General features: G+C 43.7%; 17 protein-coding genes. 11 read left to right on the top strand and 6 right to left on the bottom strand.

Translation table 11 applies throughout. The annotated features are described in order from the left end of the window. Position 1: 1 nt before the first annotated feature. The 9 genes from LA303_RS06065 (at position 2) to hemN (ending at position 9,497) form a co-directional block, all read left to right on the top strand. Positions 2 to 1,165: a hybrid sensor histidine kinase/response regulator gene (locus LA303_RS06065; protein ID WP_240527028.1), complete on the top strand. Its 1,164-nt coding sequence runs from the start codon at positions 2 to 4 to the stop codon at positions 1,163 to 1,165. A 71-nt stretch (positions 1,166 to 1,236) separates the two neighbouring features. Next, the gene (gene smpB, locus LA303_RS06060) at positions 1,237 to 1,692 is read left to right on the top strand and encodes an SsrA-binding protein SmpB (protein ID WP_240527027.1); all 456 of its coding nucleotides are present in this window, start codon (positions 1,237 to 1,239) and stop codon (positions 1,690 to 1,692) included. Positions 1,693 to 1,803: 111 nt separating this feature from the next. After that, a complete protein-coding gene (gene hemA / locus LA303_RS06055; RefSeq protein WP_240527026.1) occupies positions 1,804 to 3,057 on the top strand; it encodes a glutamyl-tRNA reductase in 1,254 nt (417 codons plus the stop codon). Between the two features lie 8 nt (positions 3,058 to 3,065). After that, positions 3,066 to 3,992, top strand: coding sequence for a hydroxymethylbilane synthase (hemC, locus tag LA303_RS06050; RefSeq protein WP_240527025.1), 927 nt, complete (start codon positions 3,066 to 3,068; stop codon positions 3,990 to 3,992). Further along, a complete protein-coding gene (locus LA303_RS06045) occupies positions 3,961 to 4,770 on the top strand; it encodes a uroporphyrinogen-III synthase (protein ID WP_262901578.1) in 810 nt (269 codons plus the stop codon). The genes hemC and LA303_RS06045 overlap by 32 nt, the downstream gene beginning before the upstream one ends. Positions 4,771 to 4,775: 5 nt before the next feature. Beyond that, positions 4,776 to 5,747, top strand: a complete 972-nt coding sequence (hemB, locus tag LA303_RS06040) for a porphobilinogen synthase (RefSeq protein ID WP_240527023.1) — start codon at positions 4,776 to 4,778, stop codon at positions 5,745 to 5,747. Between the two features lie 21 nt (positions 5,748 to 5,768). Beyond that, positions 5,769 to 7,070 (top strand): glutamate-1-semialdehyde 2,1-aminomutase, encoded by a 1,302-nt coding sequence (gene hemL, locus LA303_RS06035; RefSeq protein WP_240527119.1) that lies wholly within the window; start codon positions 5,769 to 5,771, stop codon positions 7,068 to 7,070. A gap of 29 nt (positions 7,071 to 7,099) precedes the next feature. Next, positions 7,100 to 8,125, top strand: a complete 1,026-nt coding sequence (gene hemE / locus LA303_RS06030) for a uroporphyrinogen decarboxylase (protein ID WP_240527022.1) — start codon at positions 7,100 to 7,102, stop codon at positions 8,123 to 8,125. A gap of 1 nt (position 8,126) precedes the next feature. Then, complete coding sequence (hemN, locus tag LA303_RS06025) at positions 8,127 to 9,497, top strand: oxygen-independent coproporphyrinogen III oxidase (protein WP_240527021.1); 1,371 nt, start codon at positions 8,127 to 8,129, stop codon at positions 9,495 to 9,497. On the opposite strand, the gene LA303_RS06020 is transcribed toward hemN, so the two are convergent. The 4 genes from LA303_RS06020 to LA303_RS06005 all read right to left on the bottom strand — a co-directional run bounded on the left by LA303_RS06020 (position 9,494) and on the right by LA303_RS06005 (position 15,614). Next, positions 9,494 to 10,993 carry a hypothetical protein gene (locus LA303_RS06020; RefSeq protein WP_240527020.1) on the bottom strand — a complete coding sequence of 500 codons (1,500 nt, stop codon included), beginning with the start codon at positions 10,991 to 10,993 and terminating at the stop codon, positions 9,494 to 9,496. The genes hemN and LA303_RS06020 overlap by 4 nt on opposite strands. Positions 10,994 to 11,087: 94 nt before the next feature. Continuing rightward, on the bottom strand, positions 11,088 to 11,666 hold the full coding sequence (locus LA303_RS06015; protein ID WP_240527019.1) for a hypothetical protein: 579 nt from the start codon (positions 11,664 to 11,666) through the stop codon (positions 11,088 to 11,090). Between the two features lie 26 nt (positions 11,667 to 11,692). Further along, complete coding sequence (locus LA303_RS06010) at positions 11,693 to 13,525, bottom strand: hypothetical protein (protein WP_240527018.1); 1,833 nt, start codon at positions 13,523 to 13,525, stop codon at positions 11,693 to 11,695. A 16-nt stretch (positions 13,526 to 13,541) separates the two neighbouring features. Beyond that, the gene (locus LA303_RS06005) at positions 13,542 to 15,614 is read right to left on the bottom strand and encodes a PEGA domain-containing protein (RefSeq protein WP_240527017.1); all 2,073 of its coding nucleotides are present in this window, start codon (positions 15,612 to 15,614) and stop codon (positions 13,542 to 13,544) included. Positions 15,615 to 15,978: 364 nt separating this feature from the next. On the opposite strand from LA303_RS06005, the gene LA303_RS06000 reads away from it, so the two are divergent. After that, entirely contained in the window at positions 15,979 to 16,695 is a 717-nt protein-coding gene (locus LA303_RS06000) for a glucosaminidase domain-containing protein (RefSeq protein ID WP_240527016.1), read from the top strand. A gap of 3 nt (positions 16,696 to 16,698) precedes the next feature. Here the strand turns inward: LA303_RS06000 and LA303_RS05995 are convergent, their stop codons facing one another. Next, positions 16,699 to 17,541: an MBL fold metallo-hydrolase gene (locus LA303_RS05995; protein WP_240527015.1), complete on the bottom strand. Its 843-nt coding sequence runs from the start codon at positions 17,539 to 17,541 to the stop codon at positions 16,699 to 16,701. 133 nt (positions 17,542 to 17,674) lie between these two features. Between LA303_RS05995 and ade the strand changes: the two genes are divergently transcribed. Continuing rightward, positions 17,675 to 19,315 carry an adenine deaminase gene (gene ade / locus LA303_RS05990; protein ID WP_240527014.1) on the top strand — a complete coding sequence of 547 codons (1,641 nt, stop codon included), beginning with the start codon at positions 17,675 to 17,677 and terminating at the stop codon, positions 19,313 to 19,315. Between the two features lie 307 nt (positions 19,316 to 19,622). On the opposite strand, the gene LA303_RS13530 is transcribed toward ade, so the two are convergent. Further along, complete coding sequence (locus tag LA303_RS13530) at positions 19,623 to 23,408, bottom strand: FISUMP domain-containing protein (RefSeq protein WP_317196911.1); 3,786 nt, start codon at positions 23,406 to 23,408, stop codon at positions 19,623 to 19,625. Positions 23,409 to 23,500 lie beyond the last annotated feature (92 nt).

The raw sequence follows: 23,500 nt of genomic DNA, 5'->3' as shown, positions 1-23,500 counted from the left end.
AATGGAAGATTTTCTAAAAGATAAAGTTATTCTGATTGTAGATGACACCCCGGAAAACATTGATATTTTAAACGGCATACTTCATGATTTTAAGCGTAAAATTGCCACTAACGGGCAACGCGCATTAAAAATCGCCCATGATTTTCCGCCCCCTGATCTTATTTTGCTGGACATTATGATGCCCGAGATGGACGGTTTTGAAGTTTGCCGGCAATTGCGGAATACACCGGCTACCCACGACATTCCGGTGATTTTTCTGACAGCTAAAACAGCCAAAGAAGATATTGTAAAAGGTTTTGAAGCCGGCGGGCAAGACTATGTTACCAAGCCTTTTGATCCGGCCGAATTGATGGAACGGGTAAAAACCCAGCTCAAGCTGCGCCACCAGCAAAAAATGCTGGAAAAAATGAACCAGTTACTGGAGCAAAAAGTAAAAGAAAGAACAGCCCAGCTTGAAGAGAGCAACAAAAAACTGGCCGACGCTTTTGAACAGTTAAAGGTACTTGACGATGCCAAAAGCCGGTTTTTAAAACTCATCAGCCACGAAATTCGTACGCCATTAAACGGGATCATCGGTTCGACTTATTTTTTGGAAGACATGGTGCAGGATCCTGAACTCAAAGAGTTTATCAGCATATTAAAAGAATCGGTGGAACGCCTGGAACGTTTTGCCATAAATGCCCTTTTCCTAACCCATCTTCACACACGGCAATTCGACACCCGTTTACAACCGATAGACCTGCAGAAAATACTGGATGAAGCCCTGAAAGAAAACCAGTCCCTTATAAACAAAAAAGAATTGGTTATCACAAACGATATCAGCAACTTTCCACCGGTACTGGGCGAAGAAAAGCTGATACAAAAAAGCATTTCCGAAACACTGCATAATGCCATCCGGTTTTCCAGCGGGAAAGAAATTTGGCTTTCGTCGGAAGAAAACGACCGGTTTTTTGCATTAAAAATAACCAATCCGGGAAAAGAAATCCCTTTGGAAAAGCTGGAAAACATCAAAGAAGCCTTCGGACTGGCTGAAGAACATGCCGACAAAAGTTCCGGACTGGGGCTGGCCATTGTCAACACCTGCCAACAACTGGTAAACGGAAATTTAAACATTGAAAGTGCTGACGGAAAAATTACGGTAACCCTGCAATACCAAAAAGCCTGATTCGGTTTCTCTTTTTTCTTCACCGGTAATCCGGATGAAAAAGTTATCTTTGCAGCCCTTGATAAAGCAGGATGAGCAACAACAATAACATACGGATTCGAAACAAACGGGCCAACCGCGAATACTTTATTCTTGACCGTTATGTGGCCGGAATTGTGCTTACCGGTACCGAAATCAAATCCATTCGTAACGGCAAAGCCAACCTGGCCGATGCATATTGTCTGTTCGATAACGGCGAACTTTTTGTTCGTGGAATGCACATTGCCGAATACAGTTACGGCTCTTACAACAACCATCTCGCCAAACGCGACCGGAAACTGCTGCTCACCAAACGGGAGTTGAAAAAACTTCAAAATAAAGTAAAAGAAAAAGGGTTTACCATCATCCCTACCGTGCTGTTTATCAACGAACGCGGACTCGCCAAACTCGAAATTGCCCTGGCCCGCGGAAAACATTATTACGACAAACGCGAAGACCTGAAAGAACGGGATACACGTCGCGAAATAGAGCGACACTTAAAACGCTGACGAACCCGCTGTTTAAACCGTTTTTAAACTAACTTTTTCTTCCTTTTTGAACGCCAATTTCAGAATTCCTACAGAATCAGAAAGTACTTTTGCTCCTGTAAAAAGGGAAAGATGACAGCACTCATTGGAATTAGTTACAAAACAGCCGATTTGGAAATTCGTGAGCAGTTCGCTTTTTCCGCCGAAGAAATTATCTCCTTTTCAAAAACACTCATTCAAAATCAGGTAGTAGAAGGCATGGTGATCCTTTCGACCTGTAACCGCACTGAAATATACTATCACGCCAACAACCAGCAAAAACACCAAGCCCAACAGGAAATTCTGAAACAACTCGCTGCCGTAAAAACGTATAACGATACATTAAAATCAAACTTCTATTTTTACGAAAACGAGCAAACAGTTGAACATCTTTTTAAGGTAGTTTCAGGTATCGATTCCTTAATTGTAGGTGAAGATCAAATTATCGGACAGGTAAAAGAAGCTTTTCAGTTTGCCAAAGAGCACGAAACAACAGATAAAATTTTAAACCGGCTTTTCCTGAAAGCACTGGAAACCGGCAAAAAAGTACGTACTCAAACGGAGATCAGCCGGGGTTCGGCTTCTGCCAGCTCGGCAGCCGTGAACCTGTGTCACCAGCGTTTCCCCGATTTGAGTCAGCAAAGTCTGTTAATGATCGGCGCCGGACAGACCGGGCAGCTGGTACTGAACAGCCTGCGTAAATCTACTTTCCGATCGTTACACATTGCCAACCGTACTTTCCAGAAAGCGGAAGAACTGGCCCGGCTGCATCAGGGACAAAGCATCCCGCTCGAAGCCGTGAATCAGTATCTTGCGGATAGCGATATTGTTTTTATTGCTACCGATTCGCCCGAGCCTCTGGTGAAACTCGAAGCGGTGAAAGAAGCCATCAGAAAAAGGACAAAAAAACAGAAACAGCTCTTTTTTGATTTGTCAGTACCGCGGAATATTGAAGAAGAAATCGGAAAGCTGGAAGAAATTGAGCTGTTCACCATTGACGATCTTACAAAAATTGTGGAAAGCACCAACCAAAAGCGGATGGAAGAAATTTCGGCAGCCATGCAAATTATCCGTCGTGCTACCCGTTTATTCCTGACCTGGGAAAACGAACAGGAACTGGTTCCGGCGATCTTAAAAATCAAAGAAAATTTTCACCGTCTGAACCAAACCGAAATTGAAGAATTCAAAAAAATCCGTTCGGTAAAAGATGATAAACTGATCAATGAATACTCCCGCCACATCACCGAAAAATTTGCCCGCGTATTCATTAAAAACCTGAAAGAACTTTCCAAAGAGGCCGACAAAAAAGATTTCATTTCCATGGCCGAAGCATTTTTTGATTTATAGAAACCACCATGGCTAAAACGGTAAAAATAGGAACCCGCGGCAGCAAACTGGCTTTGTATCAGGCTAACCGCACAAAAACCGCATTGGAGCACCAGTTTCCACAATATACTTTCCAATTGGAAATTATCCGGACCAAAGGCGATAAAATTCTGGACAAAGCATTGTCTAAAATTGGGGACAAAGGCCTTTTTACCAAAGAGATTGAACAAGCCCTGCTAGATAAAACAATCGACCTGGCCGTGCACAGCATGAAAGATCTTCCTTCTATTTTTCCGGACGGGCTTCAGTTAAGTGCCGTACTCGAAAGAGGCGAGCCCCGTGATGCACTGGTAAGCACCGGTAAAAGGACACTCAGCGAATTAACGGAAAAAGATATCATCGCCACATCCAGCGTACGCCGCCGGGCACAATTGCTCAAAATCAATCCCCGTTTTCAGATTGTGGACATCCGCGGAAATGTGGATACACGGATTAACAAGTGGAAATCAGGATACTGCACAGCAACAATTATGGCAGCAGCCGGACTGGAACGCCTGGGACTGGAAGAAAATATTACAGAAAAAATGGATCCCGCACAGTTTTTGCCGGCACCGGCACAAGGGATCATCGCCATCGAAAGCAGAGAAAAGGATGATTTCATTAACGGATTATTATCCCAGATCAATCATTCTGAAAGCTGGATAAGAGGCAAAGCCGAATATACTTTTTTGGAAACCATTCAGGGAGGCTGTCAAATTCCGATTGCCTGCTATTCCGAAGTAAACCACGGGCAGCTGACAATTCACGGCATGGTACTTTCTCCTGACGGAAAACAATCGCTGGCCGATCAGATCACTTGCCGGCTTACTGAAAACGACGCGGTGGAAGCCGCCCGGCAGCTGGCCCATTCGTTTTTACAACGCGGTGCTTTACAAATCATTGCAGCCATTGGATGAAAACCGTCAACATATCGTTTCCGGGGTTCGGTCAATCATCAGCACCCAGCCAGCACCAAGGGCAGCCGAACTGCAACAAGCCTTAAAAACAAGCGGTTTGTCATTTTTTCATCTGCCGATGATACAAATCCAAACCGTTTCGCTTACCCAAAACATTATTGAAACCTTTCACAGGCTTCACACTTTTCAACACCTGATCTTCACCAGCAGAAACGGGGTGGATTCTTTTTTTAAACTTTGGCAGCAAACCGGAAAAACTTTTCCTGACAGTATAAAAATTGCCGTTATCGGAAAAGGAACAGCTGAAACAGTTGTCCAAAACGCACACCGGGTCGATTATATACAACCGGGGAATACTTCCCGCGATTTTGCCCGTTATCTGAAAGAAGAAGTGATCCAATCCGGCGAAAAAGTTTTGCTGGCACTGGGTAATTTAGCCCCTGACTTTTTACAAGATCAACTTTCTCCAAAGGCACAGGTAGAGCGAATCAATGTTTATCAAACACTCCCGGTTAAAGATTATGACCGGAAAACGATGGAAAAGGTTTTCCAAAATCAATACGGATTACTGGTATTTAGTAGTCCTTCTGCATTTTACAATTTTTACGCGATTTATCAGCAAGAAAAGGCCAATGCCCCGCTGCGCATTGTCTCCATCGGTGAAATCACCACAAACGCTATTCTGAATACCACCAAGGCCATGGTGCTTACGGCAAAAAAGCCGGGAACAGCAGGCCTTGCACAAGAAATCATAAAATATTTTCACTTAAAAAATTAAATCCCATGAGTTTTCCACTGACAAGATTAAGAAGACTGCGTCAAAACCCGGTTTTGCGCGATATGGTTACCGAAACCAAAGTTACCGTTGACGATTTGATCATGCCCCTGTTTGTATGCCCGGGAAGCAAAGTAAAAAATCCTATCCCTTCCATGCCCGGAAATTATCAGATGTCTATTGATGTGCTGGTTGAAGAATGTAAATCACTTATGGATGTCGGCATTCGTGCCATCATTTTGTTTGGTATTCCGGAAGAAAAAGATGATACCGGGATGATCGCTGCGCATGACGATGCCATCATCCCCCGTGCCATTGACGCCATAAAAAAAGACGTTCCTGGCATGTTTGTCATTGCCGATGTATGTAACTGTGAATATACTACCCACGGCCATTGCGGCGTAGTAGTGAACGGCGATGTGGACAACGATTTAACTTTCAACTCACTTGTAGCACAATCCATTACATTTGCCCGTCACGGCGTGGACATGGTAGCTCCCAGTGACATGATGGACGGTCGTGTATTAAAAATCCGCCAGGGATTGGATGCCGAAGGATATTACATGATGCCGATTATGGCTTACTCGGCAAAATACGCTTCTGCTTTTTACGGACCTTTCCGTGATGCCGCCGAAAGCGCCCCGCAGTTTGGCGACCGTCGTTCATACCAGATGAATCCGGCCAATTCTGACGAAGCCATCCGCGAATTGGAATTTGATATCGCCGAAGGCGCTGACATCATCATGGTAAAACCCGCTTTGAGCTATCTCGACATCATCCGCAGAGCCAAAGACCGTTTTAACATGCCCCTTGCCGCATATAATGTCAGTGGCGAATTTGCCATGGTAAAAGCAGCGGCTGAAAAAGGATGGATTGACGAAGACCGGATCATTCTGGAGATTCTCACCTCCATCAAACGCGCCGGCACAGATATCATCCTGACTTATCATGCCAAACATTTCGCAGAAAAATTACAGTAAGAACAAACTTTTTGAAAGATGATGAATCGTCAAAACAGCATCAGGGAATTTGAAAGAGCCCAAAAAAGTATTCCCGGCGGAGTAAACTCGCCGGTACGCGCCTACAAAAGCGTAGGCATGCCACCGGTCGTTATTGACCATGCCAAAGGCGCCCGCATTTTCGATATTGATGGCAATGAATACATCGACTTTGTCTCGTCATGGGGTCCCCTTATTTTAGGTCATGCCCGCGACGAAATCGTGGAAGCCATCAAAAAAGCAGCGGAAAAAGGCACTTCTTTTGGCGCTCCGACAAAAATCGAAACCCAAATGGCCGAACGTATTGTAGAGATGATTCCTTCCGTGGAAAGTGTACGCATGGTCAATTCGGGCACCGAGGCCACCATGAGTGCGCTGCGGCTGGCAAGAGCCTTCACCGGAAGAGATCTGGTTTTGAAATTTGAAGGAAATTATCACGGCCATGCCGACAGTTTTCTGATCAATGCCGGTTCGGGTGCCATGACTTTTGGAGTACCCAACAGTCCGGGCGTCACAGCAGCTACGGCAAAAAACACCCTGGTGGCTCCCTATAACGATTTGCAGGCAGTGGAAGAATTATTTGCTCAAACCGGAGACCAAATTGCTGCCGTGATCGTAGAACCGGTTGCCGGAAATATGGGATTGGTACTTCCTCAGAAAGGATTTCTTGAAGGATTGCGCCAAGTAACCCAAAAATATGGTGCGCTGTTGATTTTTGATGAAGTCATCACCGGCTTCCGCTTATCTGCCGGCGGAGCCCAAAAACTTTTCGGGATTACACCCGATCTGACAACCTTGGGCAAAATTATCGGCGGCGGACTGCCTGTAGGAGCTTACGGCGGAAGAAAAGACATCATGGAAAAACTGGCTCCTGCCGGTCCGGTTTATCAGGCGGGAACACTTTCAGGAAATCCGTTAGCCATGGCTGCCGGATTAACCGCATTAAACATTCTAAATGATCATCCGGAAATTTATGACCAATTGGAAAAGAAAGCGATCCGTCTGGCCGAAGGTTTCCGGAAAAACATCACCGAAACCCAGACGCAGGCTGTGGTAAACCAAATTGGCTCGATGCTTACTCTGTTCTTCACGAAAGAAAAACAGGTAACATCCTTCCACGAAGCAGCAGCATCGGACACTGAAAAATTCGCAGCATATTTCAGAATAGCTTTAGAAAGCGGAATCTATATGGCTCCATCACAGTTCGAGTGCAGTTTTGTTTCGGATGCACATACGGAGGATGATATTGACCAAACCATCCGGGCTAACCGGGCCGCATTGGAAAAAATGCAATCCGGCACATAACATCTAATCATTAACACAATACCAAAGAGATGGCATCCATTTTTTTAGATACGCTTCAGGGAAAACCGCAGTCACGGCCACCTGTATGGTACATGAGACAAGCCGGCAGAGTTCTTCCTTCTTACCTAAAAATCAAAGAGAAATACACTTTTTGGCAACTCATGAAGAATCCGGAACTGGCAGCAGAAGTTACTTTGCTGCCGGTACACGACCTCGGCGTGGATGCCGCTATCCTGTTTTCCGATATTTTGGTTATTCCGTATGCGCTTGGCATGGGACTCGATTTTACCGAAACCGGACCGGTTTTTGAAGAGCCGCTGAAGCATTTTGATCATCCGGAAAAGAAAATGCATCCCCGGCCGGAAAAGCTGGAATACATCTATCGCGTAATCGATCAAATCCGTAAAATCCGCCCTGAAAATACACCGCTCATTGGATTCTGTGGCGCCCCGCTGACAGTGATCAGTTACATGCTTCAGGGACTGGGAAGCCGTTCTGATTTTACAGATGCAGTGAAATGGATGTTTTCGCATGAAGATAAACTGCCTGCATTGGTAGATGCCGTCACCGAAATTACATTGGTTTATATCAAAAATCAAATCCGGCACGGCATTGATGCTTTTCAACTTTTCGAAACGCACGCCGGGCTGATTCCTAACCGGATGTACGAGAAAGTTTTTCTCCCTTCGGTGGAAAAGATTGCCGCAGCTGTACGGGAAGAAGGAGTTCCTTTTATCTTTTTCCCCAAAGGCATTGGCGACGGATTACACATGATCACACCACAACACGCTGACTTTATCAGCGTTGACTGGCTTACCCCACTTGAGCGGGCCCGCAAAGTTTTAGACAAAGCAATCGGATTACAAGGGAACCTTGACCCCAGGCTACTGTTTTCTGATAAAAAGACCATCGAAAAAGAATTGGAAAAGTATCTTGTTTTCGGCAGAGAGCATAAAAACTGGATTTTTAATCTCGGTCATGGTTTTTTGCCCGGAACACCTTTTGAAAACGCCCGGTTTGTTACCGACTGGGTAAAAGAACAAAAATGGGAATAATATGAATCTGGAAATTTTTAAAAAATATAACAAGCCCGGCCCCCGATACACCAGTTATCCGCCGGCTACTTTTTTCAAAAGCGGTTTTACTCCCCGGCAATACATTGAACAGATCGTCCAATCGAATAACGACAAGCCGCAAAACCTGTCGTTTTATGTTCACATTCCGTTTTGTCCGCGTCTGTGCCACTTTTGCGGATGCAACACCGGCATATCGCAAAAAGAAGAAGTGATCAGGCGTTATGTAGATGCAGTGATTACCGAAATTGAGAATGTGGCGAAGCACCTGGACAAAAGCAGAAAAGTAAGTCAAATCCACTGGGGTGGCGGAACACCGAATTCCATTAATTTAAATTATGTGGAAGAAATCATGGCTGTTTTTCAGAAACATTTCCAGTTCATTGAAAATCCGGAAATTGCCATGGAATGCCATCCGGCTTATCTCGAATATAAAGATATCGACCGGCTTCAGGCTACCGGTTTCAACCGGCTAAGCCTGGGAGTCCAGGATTTTGATGAAGAAGTACTCCGGCTGGTCAACCGGGCACCATCCAAACATCCGGTGAAAGAACTGGTACAATACCTGAAACAAAAAGGTTTCCGCGGGGTAAATCTGGACCTGATTTACGGATTACCCGGACAAACCAAAGAAAGCTTTGCCCGGAATATTGAAAAAACCATCGAAGTATCACCCGACCGGCTGGCTACTTTCTCTTATGCCCATGTTCCGTGGGTAAAAGCCGCTCAAAAGATTCTGGAAAAGCGGGGACTTCCCACACCAGACCAGAAGCTGGAAATGTTTGAAACCGGTCACCGGCTGTTAACCGATGCCGGTTATGTTGCCATTGGCATGGATCATTATGCCAAAGCCGATGACGATCTGACCAAAGCACTGCATAACAAAACCTTGCACCGCAATTTCCAGGGATATGCCACCCGCGAAACTACCGGACAGGTTTACGGTTTCGGCAGCTCTTCCATCACCCAGCTCTATGGCGGTTATATCCAGAATGTAAAAACATCGGCACAATATGTAAAAGAAATTGAGAAGCACGGACTGGCTCCTGACAAAGCGTATCTGATGAAGGAAAATGATCTTGTGGTACGTCAGGTCATTGCCGAAGTGATGTGTAACGGCCTGGTTGACTTTGACGAAATCGGGCAACAATTCGGGAAAACGGCGGAAGAAGTAAAAAAGATCACCGAATTTTCTCCGGAAAAATTAAATGAATTTTTACAAGACCAATTGATCAGTATTGACGGAAACCGGATACAGGTTCATCGTGAAGGATTTTTCATCGTCCGGAATATTGCCATGGCTTTTGACCCGTTGTTAAAAACCACCGAAGCCATGTATTCAAAAACCATTTAATTCACTGGGATAACCTTAGGCGGAATATTCCGGTAACGGGGCATGGAAACGCCCGGAGGTGCACCAATGTATGTTGGATCGGTAACCCAATATTTTTTTCCGTGATACAGCACATAATCGCCCGGCATGTTTCCCGGAGCAGCTACCGCTGCCGACACATGATCCGGATAAACCAATCCGATAACCGGCAGTTTTGTAAAATGACGGACCAGCCAGGTAAAAAGTACCGCCCGGTCTTCACAATCTGATCCTTTGTAATAAAACAGTTCCTGCGGGAAAAAGAATTTCTCACGGCCAAACTGTTGCTGATCCGTTTCATACGCAAAAGCCGTTTGTACAAAATGAAGCAGAAAAGCAATCCGGGTATTCAAATCCATTTCCTGCAAAACATTTTTCAGCGCATGGTCCAAAGAAACCCGGGTTACTCCGGGCATGGAAGCATCAAAATATACCGGCAGGGAAGTCATGGGGTAATTACGTACAAATTGCAGATTTTCACGATTTAGCACCACCGGGAAAGTGTATTTTCTGCCCCGGAATGAAAAAGAAACGGTTTTCACCAACGTATTCTCTCCCAAAAGTGGCGAACGTTTCATGGTCAGATCAATACGCCGGGTAGCCTTGGGAAAAATGTAATCATACGTTTGAAAAGTGGAAACCTGCGAAGGGGTATCAAAATAATAGGTCCGGTTTTTCACCACAATATATTTGCGCTCATACACTTCCCCATCTGCCGGGAAAAGCAAAAACAGATTTCCCCGCGAAGAAGCGATTTTCATATCATATCCCGAATGGATCATGATAAACCAACTCAACAGCAGCGCATGTGTCGGATTTTGCGGAGCCAACTGTTTAGCGGCAGCTTTTACCAATTGAAAATATCCCCAATCGTTCAGCTGAAGATTCTCTTTTTCCGCAAGCAAACCATTTACCAAAACGCCATATTCTGTACGGCTGCAGAGCGTCCACCAACGGCTTACGGTTCGCCGGTTGTAATTTGCCGGAAAAAGCTGATTGAGCTTCCGGTTGGCCTGCAACTGTATTTCCCTGCCGTAAAACAGAAAATGAACCGGCAAAAGTCCTGTTTTTGAAAGGTTTTCTTCCGGCGCTATCGCTACCGGAGGATTTTGTTTGGGTAATGGAGCCGGTGTAACTACCGGCAACGGAATAATCTCTTTTTGCTGTGAAGGAACCGGAGTAGTTTCCGGATTAAAACGGGGAAAAGTTAATGGCTTCGGATTTAACGGGGCACGTTTTGCCCTGAAAGCTTCAAATTCTTTCCAGCTTTGCTTTAAAAAAGCGGCAAATTCGCGGTCGGCCTGCTGCACAAAAGCATTAAAATCCTGCTGCATTTTCCCCATGAGCTGTTCCTGCTGCTGCCGCATCCGCTGCATATCCTGCTCCGACTGTTTTTTCAGCTCGTCCACCGTTTGTCCAAAAAGCGGAACGGCAAAAAGAAAAGTCAGCATCACAAATAGTGTGGTTTTTGTTTTCATGGCAGGATTTTTTAGATTCCGAAACAGAATAAATTCAATAAAAAACACTCCTTTGCCTCAAACGATATTTTAAGACAAAGGAGTGAAAAATTTTTTACTGATTTTGCATGTTTTGCAGCGCTTTGTCAAACTCTTTTTTAAACTTTTCGTAATCGTAATCGATTTTCAGTTTTTCATCTTTCGAAAGACGGTCGTCAAGCGATTTCAGCACCTTATCACTGGCCAATTCGATGGCAATGTACGTTTTGTACTGTCCTTTACGGGTTTTGGTTACTTTTTCGCAGATCGTACGTGTTCCGATCAACTCCTGGTTCACAACTTCACGACTCAGGCTCTGAAAGTTCTTTTCCAGATCGGCATTTTTGTTGTGTACCTGCTGTTTGGCATAATTATCCAGCGCACTTTGCACCGTCACTTTTATTTCGGAAGCCAGCTGCGTGCGGGCATTGTTCAGCGCAATTTTTTTACTGATCGCCTGATCAATACTTTGGCCCACGCTGTTGGCCCGAAACGTTTTGTTGTCGGTTTCATATTTTGGTCCGGAACAGAAAACTTCCACCAGTTTTTCTTTATTTTCTTTGGCTATTTTCTTTTCAGACTTACAGGCCGACATAAAAATGCTCACTCCGAAAAGGAGCACTAAAGCAAGCGAAATGGGTCTCATTTTTTTCATAAAGCACTATTTTTATGGTTATTAATTTAGTTAATTTTAAAATCGTTTAAGCCGTAAATACTTCCATCCGGATTTTTTTTCGGTTGCCAGGTTCGCACATAAATGGTCGGTTTTAACGAATCATTCAAATCAATCATCAGGAAAAGATAACCGAAATCATCATAATCCGACGAATAATAATGTTGTGCAATTTGTATGCCATAAATTTTATCCTTCCCGTTTACCTTTTTTACGGTAGCTTCTTCAAAATCAATATTGATGTATTCGTTACTCCGGAAAACATTTTTCAGCCGGCTGATGTACTCCTTTTTGGTATACCGCTGGTAACGAACGGCTTTATCGCCAATTTGCTGATACATTCCGTCAATAGGACGGGCGTGTTGCAAAACAGTTCCCACAATAATCAGCGCATCATCCGAGAAAATGGAAGAGATATAATTCAGCCTTTTCAGACTATACGCCGTTTTATAATCTTCCATAAAACGAATAAGCGTGTACTTATCGGCCACACTTCCAAAAGCTTTTCCATGACGAAGAATATCATGAATGGTTTTTTCGGACAAAGCAAAGGATATGGATTCTATCTTTTTATCCGCATTAAAAACAAAAACCACATTTTCCATAAAATGACGGGAACTGTGCGGAAAATAAAACGACATCGGCACCTGGCGCACCATAATTTCATCATTTAGCCGGATGATCTTCAGGGTATCCTGCAAAGGCAAAACCGAAGCATGGCCGTATTGCAACAACTTTTTGAACATCTCCAGTCCTTGCGGACTAAAATATTTATAGGCTTTTGAATATTCCCCGTTCGTTATATCGATCAAAAGATTCCGCACCGTTTTCCGGTAATAATTATCATTCTTACGGTAGGTGTTCACTGCATGAAAACGGGGTTGAATCAGTTTCCTGGCTTTTACATCCCGTACATTCTCTCCGGTTAAATAAACCACCTTGACCGATTTTTTAAAAAACGGAATGGCTACGGTTTGTAACACCGCCGACAAGGAACGATCCTGATAACTTTTGCGAATATATTTATACTCAATACGCAGGACAATCTTTTCCATGGCCTTTTGTTCTGCTCCAAAAAGATAAACTTCGGTAATCCCGTCGGTTACTTCCTGCGGCGAAGAATTTCCCTGTCCTGTAAAGTAGGTATAATCCAGATTCTGCACGGCATGGCCGTTGTAAGTACACGATAAGATTATCCGCGTATTATTGTCTTTTGGATTTTTCAGTTTTTCTTCCACACGAAACCGGATTCCCGACAAAAGTTCCTGAATACGGTTGTTCAGTAAAATTCCGGCTAATACTTCTTTACCATCATCGTTCACTTTTATATTCTCACGATACGGATGGCTCAGCCAAAGGGCATAAGCCCAGTAATAATACCGCAAAGCATCTCCCAAACGGTACTGACGCTGTGCCTGGGTTCCCATCATCAGATAATCCCTGATTTTATTTTCCCGGTTAGCAAAAATCTGGCTCAGGCTTTCTGCGCGAATGTATCGCAACACATAAAAAACTTTTCTCTTTTCATACACCAGTTGTTTGGTGTTCGTTAACGAAACACTGGAATAGGTTTTAATAATCGATTCGGTATATTTTTTCAGATTCTTTCCCGCCACTTCGGTACGGTTTTCAAAGTGGCTTTCCACATGTACCGATATTTTTCCGATCAGGTCATCCAGTGCCCGCTTATTGGCCTCGTCATAATCTTCCGACTGTCCGTAGCCCCAAATATATGCTCCTGAATTTTTAATTTCATCAAACATTTTTTTCTGGGCAGTAACCATCAACGGCAACATCAACAAAAGCACTATGACTAATCCGTATGTTTTTTTGTTATTCATTCTATAGATTTTTTAATTAGAATGCCAGTCCGAGTCCTAACACCCACCGGGATCCTCTCTGATTGAAGCTATTGGATATCCAATAATCGCCAAAGAAATAAAATGTACTGATTTTCATCTGGTAACCAAATCCATACAAAGGCGTATACCGTGTTTCCTGTCCATCCAGATCCATGAATTTATCTCCTGAATAAAGATCGGGGCCCAAAGCGGAAGAGTAAGAATCATCTGACACATAAACAGGATATCCCGACTGATGATAAACACCCAGCGTGGCACTAAAAACCATGATGAACGGTTTGGGAATCACCAAGCCGGCTTTTAGATAAAAAATATTCACTTCTTCTTCAGCGAAACCATCCGTTTTGAGGGCATGAACCGATAATCCGGGATAACTGTCGGCATAAATACTTTTCACATCACTCAAATTTCCGGAAACATCATCCGTATATCCGTAAGTATAACCCAGCGCTGTCATAAAAAAGGGAGCCGACCGGTAAGTCCAGCCAACCTCCCCTCCGATCTTCAACAGTTCATATTCGTTATCCGGAAAGGTAAAAGTAGCGGAAATATATCCATTTAATTTTTTTCGTAATGAAAAAGAAACCTTTTGGTCGTGTTTCAGATTTACACTTTTATTTTTGGAAATGTATCCTCTTTTTTCCACGTGAACTTTATAATTTCCAAAGGGAAGCGAAAAATTTTCGGGAGTAATTCCGACCCGTTCTCCGTTGATATAGATTTGAGCTGCCGAAGGCAAGGTCACCACCGACAAATTATATTTCTGCTTTTGCAGGGTAAAATGCAATTGCCGGGCTTTCCGGATAATTACACTGTCTTCACGCGTCTGGTAAAGGTCTTTTTTTATGGTTAAAAGTACTTTTCGCGGAGCCATCTGCAACGTAAGTGGTGTTTTCCCTTTAAAAATGCCATTTACATAAACCGAAGCATCATCAGGAAGTGATGTAATTTGCACCGGAACATGCCGCACCATGACCAAATCCACTATTTTCTCCTGTCCTTTTGTCAAAGTAATCTCCCGGTCTTCATCGGCAAAATTGCGAAGCTCAATATGCAAATGATGTTTGCCGGTAATCACCTGTTTCTGCAGCGGTGTTTTCCCTAAATAAGAACCGTCAAGAAAAACTGAAGCACCCGGAGGAGCCGTCAGCACTCGCAAAGTTGTCAATACCGGTTTTAATCCAATGGTATAAAAAACCGTATCATAAGGAACAAGATGCACCGTAAAAGCAGTATCATAATAATGGTTGTGCGATATCCGCAACAAATAATCACCGGCATCCAATCCTTGTCGTTCACCCACCAGTTCCAGTTTTCTCCCCACATATTCTTTCCCATTAATTTGAAATGTGTAAGAAAGGGTATCCTGCGAAGTAACCACCAGATTTCCCCATTTCGGAGTAAGCCGGATGAAGATATTTTTTTCTTTGTTCCGGTCGATGTGAATGATGGTATCCAGAGGCTGGTACCTTTTGTACTGGAACATAAACTTATAACTTCCCGTACGGTAATTTTTAAAAGAACAGGGAGTCCACTTTACCAAATCAGGAAAGCCGTCAATGGTTACTTTTACCGAATCGGGCTCAGAAGCAAAATTCAGGCTTCCTTTCCCACGGTCAATACCCAATGGATCCACCGAAGTGATTTCCAGCAGGTAAACCGTTCCTTTTTCTATACGCATCGGAAAAGTGTACGAGAGTTTAATAAAACCTTCGGTAAATACATAAAGCTGACGGGTTCCTTCAGAAAGATAAACCCAATACTCTCCCTGCCGGCGTTCCACATTGCCCACCACCGGATTGGAAGCCGAAAAACGCAGATTGGGCACGTCGCTTCTCACCTTAATGATAGCACAAAGCATATCATTATCGTCATACCGCTTATACTTATTTTGAATGGCCGAAATATCATTGGGAACTTTACGAAAGGAAAGCACTTTAAACTCATTCGCCTGCAAAGCCAAAGGCAGCAACAAAAACAGAAAAAAGAGCCACGGCCCGGCATAAAAATATTTCCGGACGGGAACAGAGAACAGATGCAAAAAATGCTTTTGTAAAAATTTTATCATATAAAAAGTTTCCAGAATCTGCTTTTGAAAACCTGCAAGAACCATGCTACTTTTTATCACGGCCTGCGAAATGTGGGTTTTCAAAATGACAATAAGCCACAAAGTTAAGCTTTTCATTCAGAAATCAAAACGAAACGAAAGCCCGGATTCCAGGCGCCTGTAGGGCATTTTTAAAAAATTGTATCTTTGCCGCAAATAATAAACAACCGTTTTGGATAAACCATCCTTTTTCGAATAATCTTTTTTTATGGGAAAAAATAACTTCGCCTGTTTTTTTACAGAGAGAAAACGTATTCTTATTTTTTGGATCGGATTTTTAATTTTTCACTTCTCACTTCATGCCCAGGTCCTAAAACGGGTAAAAGTGGTTGTAAAAACACCACATACGGTAAAAGACATTGAACCGGTAAACTGCCCAAATGTTATTCCTTATGTTTACACCCGTCCGGTTTCACTCAAAGGACTTCCGGTCCATGAAAAAAAACAAAAGTTTTTCGATATGTTACTGCCATCCGTTCTTGTGGCCAAAACCAATCTGGATTATACCCGGCAGGTGGTGGAACAACTGGCACTGAAAAAAACAATGACTCCAAAAGACACACTTTTCTTAATGCCCTTGATGAAAAAATACCGCGCTAAAAATACCGCGCAACTGATTAACCGGCTCAGAACAGTACCGACAAGTATTGTACTGGCTCAGGCCGCTATTGAAAGTGGCTGGGGAAGTTCACGATTTTTCAAAGAGGGAAACAATGTTTTCGGAATGTGGTCATTCGACAGCACCGAAAACCGGATTCCGGCCTTATCACACCGCAACGGTACTAAGATTTACCTCCAAAAATTCAATAATCTTGAAGAATCAATCGATGCCTATTTTACGATGCTGAATACCCGTACCAGTTTTGCTTCTTTCCGGGCCATTCTGCAAAAAACAGACAATCCGTTCCTTCTCATTGATTCATTAAAGATCTATTCGGAACGTGGAAAGGATTATATTGATGACCTTGCCCGCATGATCCGGGTCAACCATCTTCAGAAATATGACTCCTGCCATATTGATCCGGCCTACATCATCCGGTAAGTTTTACAAAAACTGTTCAAGCTTGCCGGCTTCTTTCACACGAACTCCTTTGGGCGTATCTTCCAACACGGCTGCTTCATGGTAAAGGTCGTGTTCAAAAAAGAGAATATAGTCATTCTCCAAAGCTTCTTTATAAAAGCGTTCACGATCTTTTAACGTAAGTAAAGGACGGGTATCGTAAGACATAATCCAGGGCATAGGAATATGTGCTGCCGATGGCATTAAGTCGCCCATAAAAACCACCGTTTTTCCATCCGTATGAATGTGCGGGATAACCTGCCCGTCGGTATGCCCGGAATAAAGTTTAAATTCAATTCCCGGAATATATTCTCCTTCTTCTTCAATCAATTTCAAATGGCCGCTTTCCTGTATTGGCAAAATATTTTCTTTCAGAAAAGAGGCTTTTTCGCGCCGGTTTGGATGAGTAGCCCATTCGTACTGTTGCCGGCTTGTCCAGTAAGTAGCATTCGGAAAAGTGAGTTCAAATCCGGTTTTATCCGCATTATATTTTACACTGCCGCCACAATGATCAAAGTGCATATGGGTAATCACCATATCCGTAATTTCTTCCGGTTTTACACCGGCTTTTGCCAACGAAGATTCCAGCGTGGCATCGCCATTCAGATAATAATGACGGAGAAATTTCTCATCTTGCTTGTCTCCTATACCATTATCAATCAAAATTTTGCGGTCACCGTCTTCAATCAGCAAACAACGCATGGCCCAATTGGCCAGGTTATTTTCGTCGGCCGGATACACTTTCGACCACATTACTTTAGGTACCACACCAAACATGGCCCCGCCATCCAGTTTTAAATTTCCGGTTTCTATAGGTGTTAATTTCATGGGATTAAATTTTTTTATTTTTTATTTAAACCATGGTTCAAATGTACGATTTTCCCCTGATTTTTCTTAAAATTTTATAATCTTTTATTCGAAAAAAATTCGAGAAAATCTTTTTTGTATTTTTGTTTTTACTATGGAAACAAAAAATGATTTTACACTTTCAGGTCAGATTGTTGACCTGATCAATGAAAAAGTAATAAAAGGCCGTGTTCATGTAAAAAACGGCAAGATTCAGTCGATTGAGGAAGATGCTTCAATAACCCAGACACAAGTCATTCTTCCCGGCCTCATTGATGCCCACATCCATGTGGAAAGCTCCATGCTGATTCCTTCGGAATTTGCACGACTGGCAGTAGTGCACGGCACGGTTGCCACCGTTTCTGACCCGCACGAAGTTGCCAATGTTTTAGGTATTGACGGCGTGAAGTTCATGATTGAAAACGGGAAAAAAGTTCCGTTCAAATTTTATTTTGGGGCTCCATCATGTGTTCCTGCCACTCCTTTTGAAACGGCCGGAGCACAATTTAGCGAGAAAGAGCTGGATGAATTGCTCTCTATGGACGAGATCGCGTATCTCTCCGAAATGATGAACTTCCCCGGTGTCATCAACCGGATGCCTTCGGAAATGAAGAAAATCGAAATTGCCCGCAAGTACCATAAACCGGTGGACGGACATGCTCCAGGGATCAAAGGAGAAGATGCCCAAAAATATGCTTCTGCAGGAATCAGCACCGATCATGAGTGCTCTACCATGGAAGAAGCTTTGGAAAAGATAAAATACGGAATGAAAATTCAGATCAGAGAAGGAAGTGCCGCCAAAAACTTTGAAGCTCTGATTGACTTAATGAAAGATCATGCCGACAAAGTGCTTTTCTGTTCAGACGACCGGCATCCCAATGATCTGGCGGCCGGACATATTAACGACCTGGTAAAACGGGCTATTGCCAAAGGACATGATCCGTTAAAAGTTTTGAAAAGTGCCATTCTTAACCCGGTGGTCCATTATAAAATGGATGTAGGCCTGTTACGCGAAGGCGACCCGGCCGATATGATTGTGGTGGATAACCTGGAAGATTTCAGTGTTCTGGCCACATACATCAACGGAGAAAAAGTAGCAGAAAACGGACTCCCGCTCATTTCTTCCGTAATCGAACAAATGCCCAATAATTTTCATGCCGAAACCATTACTCTGGAAGATATCCGGGTAGAAGACAAAGGAGGAGACATCAAAGTCATTGTTTCATACGATGGAGAGCTTATTACCGGAACAGCCCACGCCCGGCCAAAAGTTGTCCAGGGCAACCTGGTAAGCGATACGGAAAACGACATCCTGAAAATGGTTGTTTTAAACCGTTATGAGAAAGCAAAACCGGCCGTAGGTTTCATTAAAAACATCGGACTCAAAGAGGGCGCTTTTGCTTCGAGTGTAGCCCACGACAGCCACAATATTCTTGCGGTAGGCACCAGTGACGAAGCCATTGTTCAGGCGGTGAATGCCATCGTCAAGAGTAAAGGCGGTGTAGTTGTAGTAAAAGATGGTGAAGAACATACTTTGTCCCTGCCGGTGGCCGGACTCATGTCGGTTGAAAATGGTTACCAGGTAGCCAGCCGGTATGAAACACTGGATAAAATGTTACATGATATGGGAGCTACATTACGTGCACCTTTCATGACACTTTCGTTCATGGCTTTGTTGGTAATTCCGGAATTGAAGCTGAGCGACAAAGGTTTATTTGACGGTAAAACGTTTAGTTTTACCTCTCTTTATGACTAACGTACAGGGCATGTTACGTGGCTCATTTTACTGTTTAATTTTTCAATTTACCAATATATTTAACCAACGACTAATCACTTTATCTTCAATCACTTGAACCATGAAACATAAGGTGATGTTATACCAATTGTATTTTAAACCGCGTAAAAGTGCATTTTAAAATTTATCCCATTTAAAACGGGAATAAATGCCGATACTAAATCAAAAAGTGCTTTGATTTAGTATCGGTAAAATTTTCGTATAAGCCCAAATTCAAAAAAATTTTAACCCCGCCACAGGCGGGGTATTTAAAAAATCACCAAACAGCCTATTGATCCCGTACACACCGGACACTATAACCGTTCGCCTTATCGTAGAAGTAGCGGGCTACTCCGCCGTAAGCACCGTCCAGATAACGGCGCCATGCGCGTAGTGAATCACTTGCTGTAGCCGACCACCAGTAACCGCCGTTACCCAAATCGCCAAAATATCCACCTTCGTTGCGGTTCCCCCCCGGAAGCGCCGAAAACCCAACAGCATTGGTACCGTTGCCATCGTACTCCCAGCCACTTGTGCTTTTGAGCTTTTTGCCTTCATCGGTGCCACGGAAATTCCAATTACTGACATCACTTTGGCTCATGCCAAGATACATCTCCAGGGTTTTCCATTCATCATCGCTGGGCAAGTGCCAGCCGCTGGGGCAGGCATTTTGGGCAGCAGTCCAGTTGTACAATACTCCATAGGTTTTATAATTCGTTGAGTCCTTTGCTTCCAATACACTATCTCCTTGATAACCATAAACATAATAATAGGCAGAATCTTCAGAACCCTGCGAAGACGGGCTTACACTTGGTAAATATTTCAGGTTTTCGGCCATCCATTCCTGGTTCCCTATTTTTACCGTTTTGTAGGTTTGGCCATCACGGGAGTCGGTGAATGTACCGGTAGAATAGACGGTGTATTTTTCAGTTTTCGTATTTGTACCATATTTATTTGTTGCGGTAAGGATTACCATGTAGGCGCCAACCTGAGTGTATGTGTGGGTCGGGTTCTGCAGGGTACTGGTATCCCCATCGCCAAAATCCCAATGCCAGCTCGTGGGGGTATTGGAAGAGTGGTCCGTGAAAGTAACCGTTACGGGGGCCGTACTACCTGCAGGGCTTGCTGTAAAATTAGCAACGGGAGCATCGACAACAACGATTGAATCGGTTTTTATAGTACCTGAACCATAGCTGTTGATAGCAGTTAACGTTACCCGATAAGTCCCGGCCTGGGTGTATGTGTGAGTCGGATTCTGCAGGGTACTTTTACCTCCATCTCCAAAATCCCAATGCCAGAATACAGGGGTGTTTGAAGAGTGGTCCGTGAAAGTAACCGTTAAGGGGGCTTTTCCAGTTGTGGTACTTGCTGTAAAGTTAGCAACAGGGGCATGGTCACTGTCCCTGACACACCGGACACTATAACCGGCCGTCTTCCCGTGTAAGTCGCGATCTATCCCGCTTTTACCGGCGTCCAGGTAACGGTACCATACGTATCCCGAACCACCTACCGTAGCCGACCACCAGTAACCGCCGTTACCCAAATCGCCAAAATATCCACCGCCGAAGCAGTCCCCCCCCGGAAGCGCCGAAAAGCCAACAGCATCGGTACCGTTGCCATCGTTTTGCCAGCCACTGGTACTTTTGAGCTTTTTGCCTTCATCGGTGCCACGGAAATTCCAATTATCAGCATCTTTTTGGCTCATGCCAAGATACATTTCCAGGATTTTCCATTCATCATCGCTGGGCAAGTGCCAGCCGCTGGGACAGGCATTTTGGGCAGCAGTCCAGTTATACAATACACCATAGGTTTTATAATTTGTTGTGTCCTTTGCTTCCGATACATTGGTTCCCTGATAACCATAAACATAATAATAGGCAGAATCTTCAGAAACCTGCGAAGACGGACTTACACTCGGTAAGTATTTCAGGTTTTCGGCCATCCATTCCTGGTTCCCTATTTTTACCGTTTTGTAGGTTTGACCATCACGGGAATCGGTGAAAGTACCAATCGAATAGACGGTTATGCATTTTTCAGCTTTCGTATTTGTAGCATATTTATTTGTCGCAGTAAGGGTTACCGTATAGTTTCCAACCTGAGTGTATGTGTGGGTCGGGTTCTGCAGGGTACTGGTATCTCCATCGCCAAAATCCCAATACCAACTCGTGGGGGTATGGATAGATTGGTCCGTGAAAGTAACCGTTAAGGGAGCGTCACCACTTGTTGGACTTGCTGTAAAGTTAGCAACAGGAACATCACCAACAATAATTGAATCGGCTTCTAAGTAAGTATTAGAACCATAGCTGTTGGTAGCGGTTAACGCCACATGATAAACCCCGACCTGAGTGTATGTGTGGGTCGGGTTCTGCAGGGTACTGGTATCTCCATCGCCAAAATCCCAATGCCAGCTCGTAGGGGTATGGGTAGATTGGTCCGTGAAAGTAACTGTTAAGGGGGCGTCACCACTTGTTTGGCTCACTGTAAAGCTGGCAACGGGTGCATAACCAACAACAATTGAATCGGTTTTTATAGTACCTGAACCATAGCTATTGGTAGCGGTTAAGGTTACCCGATAAGTCCCGGCCTGGGTGTATGTGTGACTCGGGTTCTGCAGTATACCTGTATGTCCATCGCCAAAATCCCAATGCCAGAACACAGGGGTGTTTGAAGAGTGGTCGGTGAAAGTAACCGTTAAGGGGGCTTTACCTCTTGTGGTACTTGCTGTAAAGTTAGCAACGGGGGCATGGTCACTGTCCCTGACACACCGGACACTATAACCGGGCGCCTTATTGCTGAAGTTGCGGAATACTCCGCTAAAACCGGAGGCCAGGTAACGGTACCATACGTATCCCGAGCCATTTGTCGTAGCCGACCACCAGCCACCGCCTTGACCCAAAGCGCCAAAACTTCCACTGCCGTAGCGCTTCCCCCCCGGAAGCGCCGAAAAGCCAGCAACATCGGTACCGTTGCCATCGTACTTCCAACCACTTGTGCTTCTCAGCTTTATACCTTCATCGGTGCCACGGAAATTCCAATCATCAGCATCTTTTTGGCTCATGCCAAGATACATTTCCAGGATTTTCCATTCATCATCGCTGGACAAGTGCCAGCCGCTGGGGCAGGCATTTTTGGCAGCAGTCCAGTTATACAATACTCCATAGGTTTTATAATTCGTTGTGGCCTTCGCTTCCGATACATTGGTCCCCTGATAATCATAAACATAATAATAGGCAGAATCTTCAGAACCCTGCGAAGGTGAGCTTACACTTGGTAAATATTTCAGGTTCTCGGCCATCCATTCCTGGTTCCCTATTTTTACCGTTTTGTAGGTTTGACCATCACGGGAATCGGTGAAAGTACCGGTCAATAAGGTATCGTGTTTTAAAACAAAACTTATTGTTCCCGAACCGGAAACTTTAATTGTAATTGGAGATGCATAATATTGATTTTTATATACGGAAAACCGAAGACTGTCTCCCAACTTAAAACTAAAATCGCTTGTGGATGTTTGTTTTGTGTCTTTAAATCCATAGGGCAGCGGGGCCGCATTTCGAATATCCATGGTTACAACAGAAGCCCCCTCTTTTCTTAACCCTGCGCCTTTAAAAGTCTGAATACCTAAATCCGATTTTATTTCAACCAGGTATAATCCGGGGGACCCAAAATGAAAGTTGATCAGGCTATTTCTGTTTAACCTTACATTGCTGGCAGCATATACCCTTTGTCCCTGCATATTATAAACAAAGATGTTTAATGATGAAAAATCGTTTATATTACAGGCAAGGCTCAATAATCCGGGGGTATTAATATACGTGGAAAAGGCTGATGATTCTTTTAAGTTGTGTATTCCCGTGGCACCCCAAAAGGCCTGTTTTGTTAAATTGATATTGTAATCGGGTAAATCCGGAAGGTTTTTGAATAAAAGTCGGGTATTGTTGGTTAAATTTTCCACAAGAATGGAATCAAGGGAAGTGTTCTGATTATCTATTTTTCCATTAATGGTATAAATGACATCTTGCGAATACAGTGCATTAAATGAAAAAAGAATTAATAGGATTAGTAAAAAATTTTTCATGATACAAGGTTCTGTTATAAAGATTAATCTGAATTATTCTATTCATAGTATAATATTGTAATTCGTTCATATGAATGGTTTTACATATATAC

Origin of the sequence: Candidatus Sulfidibacterium hydrothermale, assembly GCF_020149915.1 — a bacterium.
Classification (GTDB): Bacteria; Bacteroidota; Bacteroidia; order Bacteroidales; family F082; genus Sulfidibacterium; species Sulfidibacterium hydrothermale.
The sequence above is the reverse complement of the archived record's forward strand: the minus strand, read 5'-3'. Positions and strand labels throughout refer to the sequence as shown.